A 13,541-nucleotide genomic window follows, 5' to 3' on the forward strand; every position below is an offset into this window, starting at 1 on the left:
CCGGCCCTGCGCGGCCGGCCCCCGAAGATTACCTGCGAGGACAGACATGGACAAGTTCACCACCCTGACCGGCATCGCGGCGCCCATGCCGCTGGTCAACATCGACACCGACATGATCATCCCCAAACAGTTCCTGAAGACGATCCATCGTTCGGGTCTGGGCAAGAACCTGTTCGACGAGATGCGCTATGCCCCCGACGGGACCGAGAACCCCGACTTCGTGCTGAACAGGCCCGCATACCGGGACGCGCAGATCATCGTGGCGGGCGACAACTTCGGCTGCGGGTCATCGCGCGAACATGCGCCCTGGGCGCTCTTGGATTTCGGCATCCGCTGCGTGATCTCGACCAGCTTTGCCGACATCTTCTATAACAACTGCTTCAAGAACGGCATCCTGCCGATCGTCATGCCGCAGGATGCCGTGGATGCGCTGATGAAGGACGCCGAGAATGGCGCCAACGCCCGGCTGACCGTCGATCTGGAATCGCAGACGGTGACGGCGCCGGACGGCACCGCCTGGCCGTTCGAGATGGACCCCCACCGCAAGCACTGCCTGCTGAACGGGCTGGACGACATCGGGCTGACGCTGGAAAAATCCGCCGCGATCCAGTCGTATGAGGCGCAGATCGCCCAGTCCCAGCCTTGGGTCTGAAAGCCGCGCTGGCGCTGGCGCTGGCCCTTGCCGCGCCCCCGGCCGGGGCCGGGACGCTGCGCGTCGCCACATGGTCGCCCGACCTGACCCGCAAGGGGCCGGGTCTTCTGCTGCGCGACATACGGTCGGGCAAGGACGAACAGGTTGCGGCGGCGGTGCAGGTGATCGCGGCGGCGGATGCCGACGTGCTGCTGCTGACCGGGTTCGACTGGGACCACGACGGGCTGGCGCTGTCGGCCTTTGCCGAGCTGCTGGGCAAGGCGGGCGCGCCCTATCCGCACCGTTTCGCGGGCCAGCCCAACGCGGGGGTGGCCAGCGGGCTGGACCTTGACGGCGACGGAAGGCTGGGCACCGCCGACGACGCGCAGGGGTTCGGGATGTTCACCGGAGAGGGCGGCATGGCGGTCCTGTCGCGCCTGCCGCTGGGTCCGGTCACGGACCATTCCGCCGCGCTGTGGCGCGACCTGCCCGGCAACCTGATGCCGCCCGCCCCGCCCGAGGTGGCCGGGGCGCAGCGCCTGTCGTCGGTCGCGCACTGGCAGGTGCCGGTGATGGCGGGCGACACGCCCCTGACGCTGCTGGCCTGGGCCGCGACGCCGCCGGTCTTCGACGGCCCCGAGGATCGGAACGGCCGCCGCAACCACGACGAGGCCGCGTTCTGGCTGGACCGCCTGCCCGCCGGCCGCTTTGTCCTGCTGGGCGACGCCAACCTGGACACGGTGGACGGCGACGGGCGCCCGCAGGCGCTGGCCGCGCTGATGGCGCGCACGACCGACCCGCTGCCCCGCAGCGATGGCGGGGCGGCCGCGCCGCAGACCGGGGCCAACGCCACGCACAAGGGCGACCCGGCGCTGGACACCGCCGACTGGGCCGACGCCGACGGGCCGGGCAACCTGCGGGTGGATTACGTCCTGCCCTCGCCCGACCTGACCGTCACCGATGCGGGCGTGCTGTGGCCCGCGCCGGGGCAGCCGCTGGCCGACACGGTCGCCGCCGCCTCGCGCCACCGGCTGGTCTGGGTCGATCTGGCCCTGCCCTGAGCGTCCGCCGCCAACCCGTCGCAGGACGACGCCAGGCTGGCACACCGGCCGCGTGGCCAACCCGCATCCGCCATGCACCAAGGATGCAAGCCGATGACCAATCCCCCGTGCAAGCGCCGCCTTTCGGGATGCGGGCGTGGTTCGGCTGGCTTTTCCTGCCGATCCCCCGCGCAAGCGCCGCCTTTCGGCCGGGACGAGACGACCCTTCCCGCCCCGGCCCGGAAGGACGTTCACCGCATGGTCGCACGCGCGCCGTCGCGGCGCGGGTTCCAGGCGCGGTTCGGATCCGGCGCCGCCGGGGCCGGGGTTCCCGACCGGGGCCGCCCGCGCGCAAACTGCCGTCGCCGCGGCCGTCCCTTTCTATTGCGAGCGGTCCAGCGGCGCGGTGCCGCCGCCCATCCCCTTCAGCCGCGCGATCAGCGGCCGCGCGGTCGGGCCGATGCGGTCGCAGGCCCCCGGATCGTCCAGCAGCCGGAACGCGGGCGCGTAATAGTCGCGGTCATAGGCCGACGCGTCCAGCCCCAGCTGCGCCGCCAGCCGGTCGCCGGTGCCCGCCACCAGCGTCCATTCCCCGTCCGTCAGCCCATAGCCCGCACAGTTCGAGGTGATGACGTTGACCTGCGCCAGCGCCGTCATCAGCGCCTGCGCCTGATCCTGCGGCAGGGACGAGGTGTCGGGCAGTTGGACGGTCATCCCGCCCTCGGCCAGCGCGGCCCCGGCGCAGGCCGCCCACAGGATGGCAGCTTTCATCGGGGTCATCTCACGGCTCCTTGCGTCCTGGCCGCCGGTCGCGGCGGCTGCGCGCATACCGCCCGGACGGGGGCCGGACCGCAAGCCAAATGCCCGTGAACTTGACCCGGCGGAACGCCGCGGATAGGCGGGGCGTGACCCCAGAACGCCCCTGACGCGAGGCCAACATGACCGCATATTCCCTGCTGATCCTGCCCGGCGACGGCATCGGCCCCGAGGTGATGGCCGAGGTCCGCAAGGTCATCGACTGGTTTCAGACGAACCGCGGGATGCAGTTCGACGTGTCCGAAGATCTGGTCGGCGGCTGCGCCTATAACGCGCACGGCACGCCGCTGACCGACGCCACGATGAAAAAGGCGCAGGCGGTGGACGCGGTGCTGCTGGGGGCGGTCGGCGGCCCGGCCTATGACAACCTCGATTTCAGCGTGAAACCGGAGCGCGGCCTTCTGCGCCTGCGCAAGGAGATGGACCTGTTCGCCAACCTGCGCCCGGCGCAGTGTTTCGACGCGCTGGCGGATTTCAGTTCGCTGAAGCGCGAGGTGGTCGCGGGCCTCGACATCCTGATCGTGCGCGAGCTGACCTCGGGCGTCTATTTCGGCGAGCCGCGCGGCATCCACGCCGACGACAACAACCCCGACAACGAGGGCGGCCGCGTCGGCATCAACACCCAGCGTTACACCAGCGGCGAGATCCGGCGCGTGGCCCGCGCGGCGTTCGAACTGGCGCGGAAACGCAACAACCGCGTCTGTTCCATGGAAAAGGCCAACGTCATGGAATCGGGCATCCTGTGGCGCGAAGAGGTCCAGTGGGTCCACGACAACGAATACCCGGACGTCGAGCTGACCCACATGTATGCCGACAACGGCGCCATGCAGCTGGTCCGCCGCCCGCGGCAATTCGACGTGATCGTGACCGACAACCTGTTCGGCGACATCCTGTCGGACGCGGCGGCGATGCTGACGGGGTCGCTGGGGATGCTGCCTTCGGCAAGCCTGGGCGCGCCGGCGGCGAACGGCCGTCCCAAGGCGATGTATGAACCCGTCCACGGATCGGCCCCCGACATCGCGGGACAAGGCAAGGCCAACCCGATCGCCTGCATCCTGTCGTTCGCGATGGCGCTGCGCTATTCCTGGGACGAGGGGCAGGCCGCCGACGCGCTGGAACGGGCGGTGGAAAAGGTGCTGGCCGACGGCGTGCGCACCGCCGACCTGATGGGCCCCGAGGGCGGGACGCCGGTCAGCACGTCCGAGATGGGCGACCGCATCGTCGCGGCCCTTTCGGCCGCCTGACCCCATGACCGCGCCCGGCGCGAACCTGAAAGGGGCCGCGCTGGGGCTGGCGGCGATGGCCGCCTATGCGACCCACGACGCCGCGATCAAGCTGCTGGGCGCGGGGCTGTCGCCGTTCCAGCTGATCTTTTTCGTGGCGCTGCTGTCGATGCCGGTCGTCGCTGCGGTGGCGCTGGCCCGCGGCGGCGGATCGCTGCGTCCGCGCCACCCCGGCTGGGTCGCGCTGCGGACCTGCGCGGGCACGGTGAACGTGCTGGGCGCGGTGCTGGCGTTTTCCACCCTGCCGCTGGCGCAGGTCTATGCGATCCTGTTCGCCATGCCGCTGCTGATCACGCTGATGGCCGTGCCGCTGCTGTCCGAGCGTGTCGGCCCGCATCGCTGGGCGGCCATCGCCGTGGGGCTGGTCGGCGTGCTGATCGTGCTGCGCCCGGGACAGGCCCCGTTGTCGGCGGGCCATCTGGGGGCGCTGGTCGCGGCGGCCGGGGGATCGCTGGCCGCGGTGATCGCCCGCCGCCTGGCCGGGCGCGAGGCGACGCAGGTGCTGGTGGTCTGGCCGATCCTGCTGAACCTCGCCGTGACCGCCGTGGCGCTGCCCTGGGTCTATCGCCCGATGGGCGCGGGGGAACTGGGGCTGGCCGGGCTGATCGCGCTGTTCGGCATGGCCGGGGCGGCGCTGTCCGTGCTGGCCTATCGCGCAGGGCAGGCGGCGGTGGTCGCGCCCATGCAATACAGCCAGATCCTGTGGGCGGTGCTGTATGGCTGGCTGCTGTTCGACGAGACGCCCGACCGCCCCACCGCGGTGGGGCTTGCGGTGATCGTGGCGTCCGGCCTTTACATCCTGTGGCGCGAATCGCGGGGCGCGTCGTCCACCCGCCCGGTGCTGGAAAGCGACCGCGCGGGCGACGCCCTGCCCTCGCCCCGCCCCAGCCCCATCGCGCGGCTGCTGCGCCGCTAGGGCTGCGCCTTTGCGGCCCCTGCGGCCAGCCCTTGGCGAAGCGCCTGCAATCCGCCCCTTGCAATCCCCCGACGCCCGCGTTACCTGCCCCACCTACGGTCGGAGCGTAGCGCAGCCTGGTAGCGCACCTGCTTCGGGAGCAGGGGGTCGGAGGTTCGAATCCTCTCGCTCCGACCAGTTAAGATTAACTCCTACTTCGACGGGATAGTTTTAACTGGCGATCACGACCGGAACACTTCTTCGCTCGGGTCCCCCGGCCAGCGGATGGCTTCGCAGATGCCGCCGAAGCTGCCCATCGACCAGCCGGTGATCTCGTCGCGCAGCCAGCGATCCGGCGTTTCTCTCATGTCTCTTCCTCCAGTTCAGAGACGGCCCATCCCCCGCCCTGACGAAGCAGCGTGATGCCGAAGACCTCGCGGCAAAGCCCGGGCGTCAGCACCGCCTCGGGCGGACCGTCGGCGCGGATTTCCCCCTGATCGAGCAGGATGACGCGGGTGCAGTATCGCGCGGCCAGGGGCAGGTCGTGCAGCGTCGCCAGAACCGCATCGCCCGCATCGGTCCGCGCCCGCAGAAGCTTTGCGGTGCGGATCGACTGCGCGGGATCAAGCGCCGCGCAGGGTTCGTCGGCGATGAGAAGCGGCGCGCCCTGCGCCAAGGCACGCGCCAGCAGAACCCGCGCGCGTTCCCCGCCGGAAAGATCGGGAACGTGACGCCGCGCAAATGCCCCAAGCCCGAGGCGATCCAGCAGCGCCCGTGCCTCGGCCAGTCCTTCGCCACGATGATCCGGGTTCGCACGCCAGCCCAGGGCGACGATGTCCTCGACGGTGATCGGCCAGACGACCTCGCGTTCCTGCGCGAGATAGGCGACGTGCCGGGGGCGCGCGGAGACGGGCAGCCGGGCGATCGAGCTTTCCCCCTTTGCAGACATCAACCCAAGCCCGGCGCGCAGCAGCGTCGTCTTGCCCGCGCCGTTGGGGCCGATCAGCCCGACGAACTCGCCTGCGGAAAGCGAAAGGCTCGACGGCTTGAGCCTGCGCCCGACCGATACATCCCTGAGCGTCAGAAGCGCCGTCATGCCTCGCGCGCGCGCCACGACCAGATCAGGTGAAGGAAGACCGGCGTGCCGATCAGCGCCGTCAGGACGCCCAGTTTCAGGTCGCGCCCCGGCAGGATCACCCGCACCGCGATATCGGCCGCCAGGATCAGCGCGGCACCGCCCACCGCCGACGGTAGCAACAGCCGCGATGGCATTCCCCCGGTCGCCCGGCGCAGCAAATGCGGCACGACGAGGCCGACGAAACCGATCATGCCCGCGACCGAGGTCGCCGCACCGCTCAGGCAGGCGGTGCCCAGGATCAGCCTCACCCGCAGGCTGCGGACATGCACGCCCATCGAGGCCGCCGTTTCCTCGCCGAGGGACAACGCATCCAGTTCCTTGCGCGAGGACCAGATCAGCACCGCCCCCAGTGCAAGGATCGGCAGCGCCACCATGACATGCTGGAAAGAGCGGTCTGCCAGCGATCCCATCATCCAGAACACCACCTCGTTGGCGGCGAACGGATTCCGGGAAAGGTTCAGGGCGAGGCTGACCATCGCACCCGCGGCCGCCGACAAGGCGACGCCCGACAGGATCAGCGTCGTGGTCCGCGCGCCCGGACCGGCCAGCACCACCAGAAGAAAGACCGACAGAAATGCGCCGCCGAGGGCGGCAAGCGGAAGCGCCATCGGAAAAGCCGCCGCAAGCCCGGTCTGGAGGGAAAGCACCGCGCCCAGGGCGGCAAAGGCCGAGGTCCCGACAAGCCCCGGCTCTGCCAGTGGATTGCGCAGAAAACCCTGCATCCCCGCCCCGGCCAAGCCCAGCGACGCGCCGATCAGCACCGCCAGCAACGCGCGCGGAAGGCGCAGTTCCTGCATGACCATGACGACCAGCGGGTTGCCCTCTCCCAGATAGGCCCAGAAGCTGTCGCGAAAGCTGACGCTGCCCCAGCCGACGAAAAGCGAGGCGGAAAACAGCAGGACGCAAAGTGCGCCGAGAAGCAGGACCAGCCTCACGCTCCCTCCTGTGCCGCTTGACGCAGCGCCCGGATGGCATTCACCGTCAGGGGCGTTCCGCAACTCCATTCGGGCCGGGTTTCTGCAGCGGCACGCGAGGATTGCAGCATCCGCTCGAGGGCCGGATGGCGCAGCATCTCCTCGCCTCGGCTGTGGCCCTGATGGCTCTGTCCGCGCACCACGACATCGGGACCGGACAGGATCAGCGCCTCAAGCGGAAGGGCGCCCCCCGCCGCAAGCCCCAGCTTGGGAGCGATGTTCTCAAGCCCTGCCGCCTCGACGATGGCATGGCCAAGAGACCCGGTGCCCGAAGTGAAACCGGAGACATGATAGATGGCCGTGTCTCGCCGCACAGGCGGTTGAGAGGACGCGATGTCGGCAAGCGCATCGTCCATGCGCCTGACCAGTTCCTCTGCCCGCGCGTCGCGCCCGAGGACGTGTCCCATCTTCCGCAGGTTGGCGCGGATATCGTCGAGGCTGTTCTCGGGTTCGAACACCTCGACGCGATGGCCGAGACGTTTCAGCATATCGACCGTGACGCGGCTGGTATGGCTGCCCGCCAGCACCAGGTCCGGCCGCAGAAAGGCGATTTCCTCGGCAAGACCGTGGTTGACCTCCACCGTCCTGGCCTCGGCCACCATGGCGGAGGCCATGGGATCGGCTGCAAGATAGCTGACCGAGACAAGCTGCCCCGGCGCCGCGACCAGCATCGCCAGCTGGTCGGTGCAGAGATTCATCGAGACGACGCGCGAGGGCGCCGCCCCGGCCTGCGTGGAAAGCGCGCAAAGCCCACCCGAGAGGGCGAGCGCGACGCCCCTTCCCCATTGCCAAACGCTCCTGCGCATCAGAAATCCGCGCTCAGGCCGAGCCAGACGGCCCGGTCCTGCGCCCGATAGCCCCAAACATCGGAATATTCCTTGTCGAAGACGTTGAGCACGCGCCCAGTTAGAATTGCCTGGTCCGTCACGGCGTAGCGAGCCGAAAGGTTGAACACGGTATAGTCGGGTAATTTGGCGACCGGGTAAGAGCCGACATACTGCGTGTCGCGGTTGCCTGCGACATGGCGCAGATCGCCGGTGACAGCGAACCCCTCGTCCGCAGTCTGCCATGTCGCCTGCAGGCCCAGCTCGTGGCGCGGGCGGCGGACTTCCACGCTGTCGTCCGGGTTGGTCGCGCGCAGGTGGGTGTAGTTCAGGCCCAGGCGCAGCTGATCGGTGAGATCCCAGCCTCCGCTGACCTCGAGACCCTTGCGGCGGCTTTTGCCGGGCTGGTTGACATAGCTGGCCCGCCCGCTGCCGTCCGGGGCCGCGCCGTAGAGGTAGGAAATCTCGTCCCGCAGGACTTCGTGGAAGGCCGTGACGTCGACCTGTCCGCGTCCATCGGCCGAGGTGAGTTCGACGCCCAGATCGACGCTGCGGTTCTGTTCGGGCTTCAGTCCCGGATTGCCGACGGTGAAGCCGTCGTCGGCAAAAAGCTCGTAATAGCCGGGGTTGACCGAGGCGCGGCCGATGGAACCATGCAGCCGCACGCCGTCATTGACCTGCCAGGCGGCGGCAAGGGTGAAGCCGAGGAAATCGTCGAAGACCTTGTTGTCGTCATACCGCAGCCCGGCTTGCAGGCTGATGCCCCGCGGCAACTCGCCCCGGTATTCCAGCGCATAAGAGTTCATCTCGCGCCGATAATAGGCGGTGTCCGAGCGGTTATAGTCCTCCTGCCGCTCGGCCAGAAAATTCACGATGTGATCGGCCGAGTCTACGGCACCGTCGACGCCGTATTGCGCACGGTATTTCAGGCTGTCGGTCGTGCCCTTGGTCCACGGGTCGGACTCGTCACTGCGCGACCTGCTGATCGTCCGCGCAAGGCTCAGGTCGTGGACAAGCCGCCCGCCCATCATCTCGTAGACGGCGCCAAAGGACAGGATCTGCTCGCGCTTCCACGTGAACAGGCTCGGGTCGTCCACCACGCTTTGTGCTGCGCCGGTGGCCGTGTCGTCCTGACGGTCATAGGCATGTTTCTCGCGGGCGGCGGTGATGATGGTGCGGAACGACAGCGCCTCGGACGCCTGCCAGTCGCCATTCAGGCGCAGTGTCTGGCGGTCGATGAAGTCCCGTTCCCCGCCTCTGCCGCTTTCGTCGACGCCCTTGTCGTAGCTGTCGCCGAAGGACAGGCGAAGCCCGCCACGATCAGTTCGCGTCTGGGCATAGACATTGGCGATATGCCCGTTGCCGAACTCGACCTGACCGCCATAGCCGGTTCCGCTGGCCTTCTTGGTGATGATGTTGATCACACCCGACGACGCGTTCGAGCCGTAATAGACCGATTGCGGCCCGCGCAGCACCTCGATCCGCTCGATGTCGAGCGCGCTGAGACCCGAAATGCCGTATTCGTCGCCGCCACCCGCCGCCTCGACCCCGTCGATCAGCACCAGCGCATGATTGCCCTCGCCGCCGCGGATACGGACCTTGGTGAAGCTGCGTCCCGAGCCGTTCACCGCGACGCCCGGCACAGCGCGCAGGGCGTCCTGCACCGAGGTGATGCCGCGCTGCCGGATCTGCTCGGCAGTCAGCACGGAATAGGCGCGGCCATAGCGCGCCTGCTCGATCGGCGTGATGCCGCCCGAGATGATGATCTCGTCCAGAAGGACCGGGTCCTGCGCATTGGTGGACATGGCCGGCATCACTGCCGCGATGGCCAGAATGGATAGTGACGAGAACCGCATGGTTCCCTCCCCCGCCTGGGCCCGATGGGCCACATGACAATCTGCCTGTGGGGGATTCATGCCCCGCAGACGGTTCCAATCGTCACCGCTGCGGAATAGCCGCTCCTCGGACGCACCCCGCGCCGTGGATGGGTGATCGTCGGGGCAGGTCTCCTGACTTGCGGGTCAACACTCCGGCCAGCCTTCCCATGCCCGGGGGCACAGTGGCGTATTGGCCGGCGCTCGCCGCTTACAGTTGCGGGGGCAGTCCGGGATTTGCCTGAAGGCGCACCCGGTTCCCATATTATGCCGCTCTCGCGGCACCTCGACGATCGGGTTCTGCGACGGCGGCGCACCGGCTGTCAAGGCTGGTCGGCGTTCATCCCGCGCCGGGTCGCGTTCTTGGTTCCCAACGATTTCTTCATCGTCTGAGTCCCCACGATCTGCACAGGATTCGTGGGCACATCGATCCGAGCATAATAGACCGAACCGCGTCTGCTGGAGATGCGCGATGATCCGTCCCCAATCCTCGAGACCGGCACACCTGCCCACGGAACAGTCATTCGCAGCAAACTCATAGTCAGCCAATCACTTGTTTGAAATCGACGCACCCGGGAGGTCGGAGGTTCGAATCCTCTCGCTCCGACCATTTCCCGATTCCCCAGTTTTCCCGGTTTTCACCAACGTCGCGCCTAGATCACGACCTCGCTGACGCGGTCCCAGGTGCGGGTCAGGTGGCGCGACATGGTTTCGCCCAGCGCCGCGCCGTCGCGGGCGGTCAGGTGGCGCACCATCTCGGCGTGTTCCGCCACGGCCTCGGCCCAGAATTGGGGCAGGCGGTGGCCGACAAAGCGGATGCGCTTCAGCCGGGCCTGGATGTTGCCATGCACCTCGGCCAGCGCGGGGTTGCCCGCTGCGGCGACAAGGCCGGTGTGGAAGGCCTGGTTCAGCTTGTAATACGGCATCCGGTCGCGGCGGGCGTAGTGCGCCATCATCCGGTCGTGCAGATCGACCAGCGCGGCGATGGTGGCGTCGTCGGCGCGCTGGCAGGCCCAGTCCCCGGCCATCCGTTCCAGCCCCGCCAGCAGTTCCAGCATGGACCGCACCTCGGGCGCGGTCAGCGCGCGCACGACGGTGCCGCGCGCGGGGCGCGTCTCGACCAGCCCTTCGGCGGCCAGGGTGCGCAGCGCCTCGCGGAAGGGGGTGCGCGACACGCCCAGCTGTTCGATCAGGGCCGATTCGTCGATCCGCTCGCCGGCGGCCAGCTCTCCCTCGATGATGAGATCGCGCAGCCGGGTCAGCACCTGCTGGTAAAGTGTAGCCTTTTCAATGCGAAGCGTCGTGTCGCCGGCGATGTTCATGGGGCCTCCGCGAATGACGGCAGATTAACGCAGAAAACTGTTGTCGAGCCAGCCTCCAATTATATACCGTATACAGTATACACCAGCGAGGTCGGGATGCGGATAGCTTTGGCACTGGGCGACGCGGGCGGGATCGGGCCGGAACTGGCGGCCAGGCTGCTGTCGCACCCGGAAATGGCGGATCAGGACATCGTGGTGATCGGATCGGCCGCGGTGCTGGCGATGGGGGCGCGGCACGCGGGGGTGGCGCTGGACCTGCCGTCCGTGGACGCCGACGCCGCCGCCCTGCCCGCCGGGCACGTGCTGTTCGACCTGGCGAACTGCGACCCCGACGCCGCCCCGATGGGGCAAAGCAGCGCCACGGCCGGGCGCGCCTCGTTGCAGAACTTTGCCACGGCGCTGCGCCTGGGGGCCGCCGGGCTGGCCGACGCGGTGATGTTCACCCCCTTCAACAAGCATTCCATGCGGCTGGCGCGGGCCGATTACGTGGACGAGATCGGGTTCATCGACGCGGTGCTGGCCAGCGACCGCAGCGGGCGCGAGTTCAACGTGCTGGACGAGGTGTGGAACGCGCGCGTGACCTCGCACATCCCGCTGCGGGCGGTGGCCGATGCGCTGACGGCCGACCGCATCGTGGACAGCATCGCGCTGACCGCGCAGGTGATGGGGGCTGCGGGCACGCCCGACCCCCGCATCGGGGTCGCGGCGCTGAACCCCCACGCGGGCGACGGCCGCAATTTCGGGGACGAGGATGACGACGTCATCGCCCCCGCCGTGGAACGCAGCCGGGGCGCGGGGCACCGGGTCACGGGGCCGGTCCCCGCCGACACGGTGTTCGTCCGCGCGCTGCGCGGCGAGTTCGACGCGGTGCTGACGATGTATCACGACCAGGGCCAGATCGCGATGAAGCTGCTGGGCTTTGACCGCGGCGTGACGCTGATCGCGGGCTATGACTTTCCGGTGGTGACGCCCGCGCATGGCACCGCCTTCGACATCGCGGGGCAGGGCCGCGCCGATCCGGGCGCGACGCTGCAGGCCGCGCGGCTGGGCCGCGACCTGGCCCGGCTGAACCCCCGCCAGCCCGGCACCGCCGCGGCCGCGGCACCGCTGGGGGCATTCGCCGCCGCGCCATGAACCGTGGCGCGGTCCGGGGAGGGGCCGCGCCGAACCAACATCAATGGGAGGAGAAACCATGTCCTATGTCACTCGGATCGCTGCCGGGTCGGTCGCCGCGGCGCTGGTCGCGGGCACCGCCTTGGCGCAAACGGGCTGGGCGCCCGAGAAGCCCGTCGAGTTCGTCGTGGCGTCCGGCGCAGGCGGCGGCACCGACAACTTTGCGCGCACCATCCAGTCGGTCATCGCCACCCACAAGCTGATGGACCAGTCGGTCGTGGTGCTGAACAAGGGCGCGGGATCGGGGGCCGAGGCGTTCCTTTACGCCAAGCAGAACGCGGGCGACCCCCACAAGCTGATCTTCGGCACGAACAACGCCTATCTGCTGCCGCATGTCGGCAAGATGGCCTATTCGTTCCAGGATCTGACGCCCGTCGCCTCGCTGGCGCTGGACGAGTTCCTGGTCTGGGTCAAGGCCGACGCCCCCTGGCAGACCCTGCCCGAGATGATCGAGGCCGCGAAGGCCGCGCCCGGCACGATTCCGTTCGGCGGCAGCCAGTCCAAGGACACCGACGAGACGCTGGTCGCCCTGATCGAGGATACGACCGGGGCCGATTTCAAGTATGTCCCCTTCAACGGCGGGGGCGAGGTCGGCGTGCAGCTGGCCGGCGGCCATGTGGCCGGAAACGTCAACAACCCCAACGAGAACATCGGCCAGTGGCAGGCCGGCGCGATCCGGCCGCTGTGCGTGTTCTCGCCCCGGCGGATGGCGGCCGGAGAGCCGGTGTTCGACGGCAAGGGCTGGGGCGACATCCCGACCTGCGCCGAACAGGGCGTCGCCATCGACAGCTATCAGATGCCGCGCACCGTCTGGCTGCCGGCGGGCGTCCCGCCCGAGGCGACGGCGTTCTATGCCGACCTGCTGAAGAAGGTGTCCGAGACGCCGGAATGGGCCGACTATGTCGCCAAGACCTCGCAAAGCGGCGTCTATATGGCGGGGGCCGACCTGGACAAGTTCGTGACCGAATCCGAGGGCAAGGCCGTCGCGGTGTTCAAGGCGCAGGGCTGGACCGCCAACTGACCGCAAGGGGCCGGCGTTCGCGCGCCGGCCCATCCCGCCATCGACCGTGGAGGAGGCGACATGAGGGTCGGACGTTTGCCAGCCGAGATGCTGGCCGCCGCGCTGACCGGCGGGCTGGGGCTGGCCGGGGTGCTGGGCTCGGCCGAGCTGGGGGCCTCGTGGACCGAAAGCGGTCCCGAGCCGGGGTATTTCCCCTTTTATGTCGGGCTGATCCTGATCGCGGCGGCGCTTGGCAACGGCGTCATGGCGCTGCGGGCGCGGGGCGCGCAGGACGAGGCGTGGCTTGAACCCGAACAGTCGCGCCGCCTGCTGGGGTTCCTGGTCCCGCTGCTGGCCTATGTCGCGGGGTCGGTCTGGCTGGGGCTTTACGTCGCCTCGGCGGTCTATGTCGCCTTCAACGCCCGTTTCCGCGGCGGCTATCGCGGCGTCGTCGCGGTGGCGATCGGGGCCGCGTTCACGGTGCTGCTGTATGTCGTATTCGAGATGGCCTTCAAGGTTCCGCTGCTGAAAGGCCCGCTGGAACCGCTGCTTGGCATCCACTGACCGGAAA

The 13,541-nt window shown here is 69.0% G+C and carries 15 protein-coding genes, 1 tRNA gene and 1 riboswitch; of the genes, 8 read left to right on the forward strand and 8 right to left on the reverse strand.

The window, feature by feature from the left end; genetic code table 11:
* Positions 1–46 precede the first annotated feature (46 nt).
* Positions 47–652 carry a 3-isopropylmalate dehydratase small subunit gene (leuD, locus tag EPA64_RS10250; RefSeq protein WP_134726262.1) on the forward strand — a complete coding sequence of 202 codons (606 nt, stop codon included), beginning with the start codon at positions 47–49 and terminating at the stop codon, positions 650–652.
* Positions 643–1,692 (forward strand): endonuclease/exonuclease/phosphatase family protein, encoded by a 1,050-nt coding sequence (locus tag EPA64_RS10255; protein ID WP_134726263.1) that lies wholly within the window; start codon positions 643–645, stop codon positions 1,690–1,692. Before leuD ends, EPA64_RS10255 begins: the two co-directional genes overlap by 10 nt.
* A gap of 360 nt (positions 1,693–2,052) precedes the next feature.
* On the opposite strand, the gene EPA64_RS10260 is transcribed toward EPA64_RS10255, so the two are convergent.
* Positions 2,053–2,451 (reverse strand): hypothetical protein, encoded by a 399-nt coding sequence (locus EPA64_RS10260; protein WP_134726264.1) that lies wholly within the window; start codon positions 2,449–2,451, stop codon positions 2,053–2,055.
* Positions 2,452–2,609: 158 nt separating this feature from the next.
* Here EPA64_RS10260 and leuB point away from each other — a divergent pair, with 158 nt between their 5' ends.
* The 3 genes from leuB to EPA64_RS10275 all read left to right on the forward strand — a co-directional run bounded on the left by leuB (position 2,610) and on the right by EPA64_RS10275 (position 4,863).
* Positions 2,610–3,731, forward strand: a complete 1,122-nt coding sequence (gene leuB, locus EPA64_RS10265; RefSeq protein ID WP_134726265.1) for a 3-isopropylmalate dehydrogenase — start codon at positions 2,610–2,612, stop codon at positions 3,729–3,731.
* Between the two features lie 4 nt (positions 3,732–3,735).
* Positions 3,736–4,686 (forward strand): DMT family transporter, encoded by a 951-nt coding sequence (locus EPA64_RS10270; RefSeq protein ID WP_134726266.1) that lies wholly within the window; start codon positions 3,736–3,738, stop codon positions 4,684–4,686.
* A 100-nt stretch (positions 4,687–4,786) separates the two neighbouring features.
* Positions 4,787–4,863, forward strand: a tRNA-Pro gene (locus tag EPA64_RS10275).
* Between the two features lie 44 nt (positions 4,864–4,907).
* Here the strand turns inward: EPA64_RS10275 and EPA64_RS16920 are convergent.
* The 7 genes from EPA64_RS16920 to EPA64_RS10300 all read right to left on the reverse strand — a co-directional run bounded on the left by EPA64_RS16920 (position 4,908) and on the right by EPA64_RS10300 (position 10,797).
* Positions 4,908–5,033, reverse strand: coding sequence for a hypothetical protein (locus EPA64_RS16920; RefSeq protein ID WP_281278568.1), 126 nt, complete (start codon positions 5,031–5,033; stop codon positions 4,908–4,910).
* On the reverse strand, positions 5,030–5,761 hold the full coding sequence (locus EPA64_RS10280) for an ABC transporter ATP-binding protein (RefSeq protein WP_134726267.1): 732 nt from the start codon (positions 5,759–5,761) through the stop codon (positions 5,030–5,032). The genes EPA64_RS16920 and EPA64_RS10280 overlap by 4 nt, the downstream gene beginning before the upstream one ends.
* The gene (locus EPA64_RS10285; RefSeq protein WP_246026709.1) at positions 5,758–6,738 is read right to left on the reverse strand and encodes a FecCD family ABC transporter permease; all 981 of its coding nucleotides are present in this window, start codon (positions 6,736–6,738) and stop codon (positions 5,758–5,760) included. Before EPA64_RS10285 ends, EPA64_RS10280 begins: the two co-directional genes overlap by 4 nt.
* Positions 6,735–7,583 (reverse strand): ABC transporter substrate-binding protein, encoded by an 849-nt coding sequence (locus tag EPA64_RS10290; RefSeq protein WP_134726269.1) that lies wholly within the window; start codon positions 7,581–7,583, stop codon positions 6,735–6,737. The genes EPA64_RS10285 and EPA64_RS10290 overlap by 4 nt, the downstream gene beginning before the upstream one ends.
* A complete protein-coding gene (locus EPA64_RS10295; RefSeq protein WP_246026710.1) occupies positions 7,583–9,406 on the reverse strand; it encodes a TonB-dependent receptor plug domain-containing protein in 1,824 nt (607 codons plus the stop codon). Before EPA64_RS10295 ends, EPA64_RS10290 begins: the two co-directional genes overlap by 1 nt.
* A 177-nt stretch (positions 9,407–9,583) precedes the next feature.
* Positions 9,584–9,779: riboswitch (cobalamin riboswitch) on the reverse strand.
* Between the two features lie 19 nt (positions 9,780–9,798).
* Positions 9,799–10,086, reverse strand: coding sequence for a DUF6538 domain-containing protein (locus EPA64_RS17090; RefSeq protein ID WP_425467027.1), 288 nt, complete (start codon positions 10,084–10,086; stop codon positions 9,799–9,801).
* A gap of 42 nt (positions 10,087–10,128) precedes the next feature.
* Positions 10,129–10,797, reverse strand: a complete 669-nt coding sequence (locus EPA64_RS10300; RefSeq protein WP_134726271.1) for a GntR family transcriptional regulator — start codon at positions 10,795–10,797, stop codon at positions 10,129–10,131.
* Positions 10,798–10,893: 96 nt separating this feature from the next.
* Between EPA64_RS10300 and EPA64_RS10305 the strand changes: the two genes are divergently transcribed.
* From EPA64_RS10305 to EPA64_RS10315, 3 genes are read left to right on the forward strand one after another with little or no spacing between them, the layout of a single operon-like run.
* Positions 10,894–11,931, forward strand: coding sequence for a PdxA family dehydrogenase (locus tag EPA64_RS10305; protein WP_134726272.1), 1,038 nt, complete (start codon positions 10,894–10,896; stop codon positions 11,929–11,931).
* A 58-nt stretch (positions 11,932–11,989) separates the two neighbouring features.
* On the forward strand, positions 11,990–12,991 hold the full coding sequence (locus EPA64_RS10310) for a Bug family tripartite tricarboxylate transporter substrate binding protein (RefSeq protein WP_134726273.1): 1,002 nt from the start codon (positions 11,990–11,992) through the stop codon (positions 12,989–12,991).
* A gap of 60 nt (positions 12,992–13,051) precedes the next feature.
* The gene (locus tag EPA64_RS10315) at positions 13,052–13,534 is read left to right on the forward strand and encodes a tripartite tricarboxylate transporter TctB family protein (RefSeq protein ID WP_134726274.1); all 483 of its coding nucleotides are present in this window, start codon (positions 13,052–13,054) and stop codon (positions 13,532–13,534) included.
* Positions 13,535–13,541: the final 7 nt, after the last annotated feature.

The sequence above is a fragment of the Paracoccus luteus genome (assembly GCF_004522155.1).
GTDB classification, from domain to species: Bacteria; Pseudomonadota; Alphaproteobacteria; order Rhodobacterales; family Rhodobacteraceae; genus Paracoccus; species Paracoccus luteus.

What these genes read in the sequence shown, in the direction of transcription:
- EPA64_RS10260 (WP_134726264.1), bottom strand. Translation starts at nt 2,451, where the DNA reads ATGACCCCGATGAAAGCTGCCATCCTGTGGGCGGCCTGCGCCGGGGCC.
- EPA64_RS10300 (WP_134726271.1), bottom strand. Translation starts at nt 10,797, where the DNA reads ATGAACATCGCCGGCGACACGACGCTTCGCATTGAAAAGGCTACACTT.
- EPA64_RS10295 (WP_246026710.1), bottom strand. Translation starts at nt 9,406, where the DNA reads ATGTCCACCAATGCGCAGGACCCGGTCCTTCTGGACGAGATCATCATC.
- leuD (WP_134726262.1), top strand. Translation starts at nt 47, where the DNA reads ATGGACAAGTTCACCACCCTGACCGGCATCGCGGCGCCCATGCCGCTG.
- EPA64_RS10310 (WP_134726273.1), top strand. Translation starts at nt 11,990, where the DNA reads ATGTCCTATGTCACTCGGATCGCTGCCGGGTCGGTCGCCGCGGCGCTG.
- EPA64_RS17090 (WP_425467027.1), bottom strand. Translation starts at nt 10,086, where the DNA reads ATGGTCGGAGCGAGAGGATTCGAACCTCCGACCTCCCGGGTGCGTCGA.
- leuB (WP_134726265.1), top strand. Translation starts at nt 2,610, where the DNA reads ATGACCGCATATTCCCTGCTGATCCTGCCCGGCGACGGCATCGGCCCC.
- EPA64_RS10270 (WP_134726266.1), top strand. Translation starts at nt 3,736, where the DNA reads ATGACCGCGCCCGGCGCGAACCTGAAAGGGGCCGCGCTGGGGCTGGCG.
- EPA64_RS10280 (WP_134726267.1), bottom strand. Translation starts at nt 5,761, where the DNA reads ATGACGGCGCTTCTGACGCTCAGGGATGTATCGGTCGGGCGCAGGCTC.
- EPA64_RS10315 (WP_134726274.1), top strand. Translation starts at nt 13,052, where the DNA reads ATGAGGGTCGGACGTTTGCCAGCCGAGATGCTGGCCGCCGCGCTGACC.
- EPA64_RS16920 (WP_281278568.1), bottom strand. Translation starts at nt 5,033, where the DNA reads ATGAGAGAAACGCCGGATCGCTGGCTGCGCGACGAGATCACCGGCTGG.
- EPA64_RS10290 (WP_134726269.1), bottom strand. Translation starts at nt 7,583, where the DNA reads ATGCGCAGGAGCGTTTGGCAATGGGGAAGGGGCGTCGCGCTCGCCCTC.
- EPA64_RS10305 (WP_134726272.1), top strand. Translation starts at nt 10,894, where the DNA reads ATGCGGATAGCTTTGGCACTGGGCGACGCGGGCGGGATCGGGCCGGAA.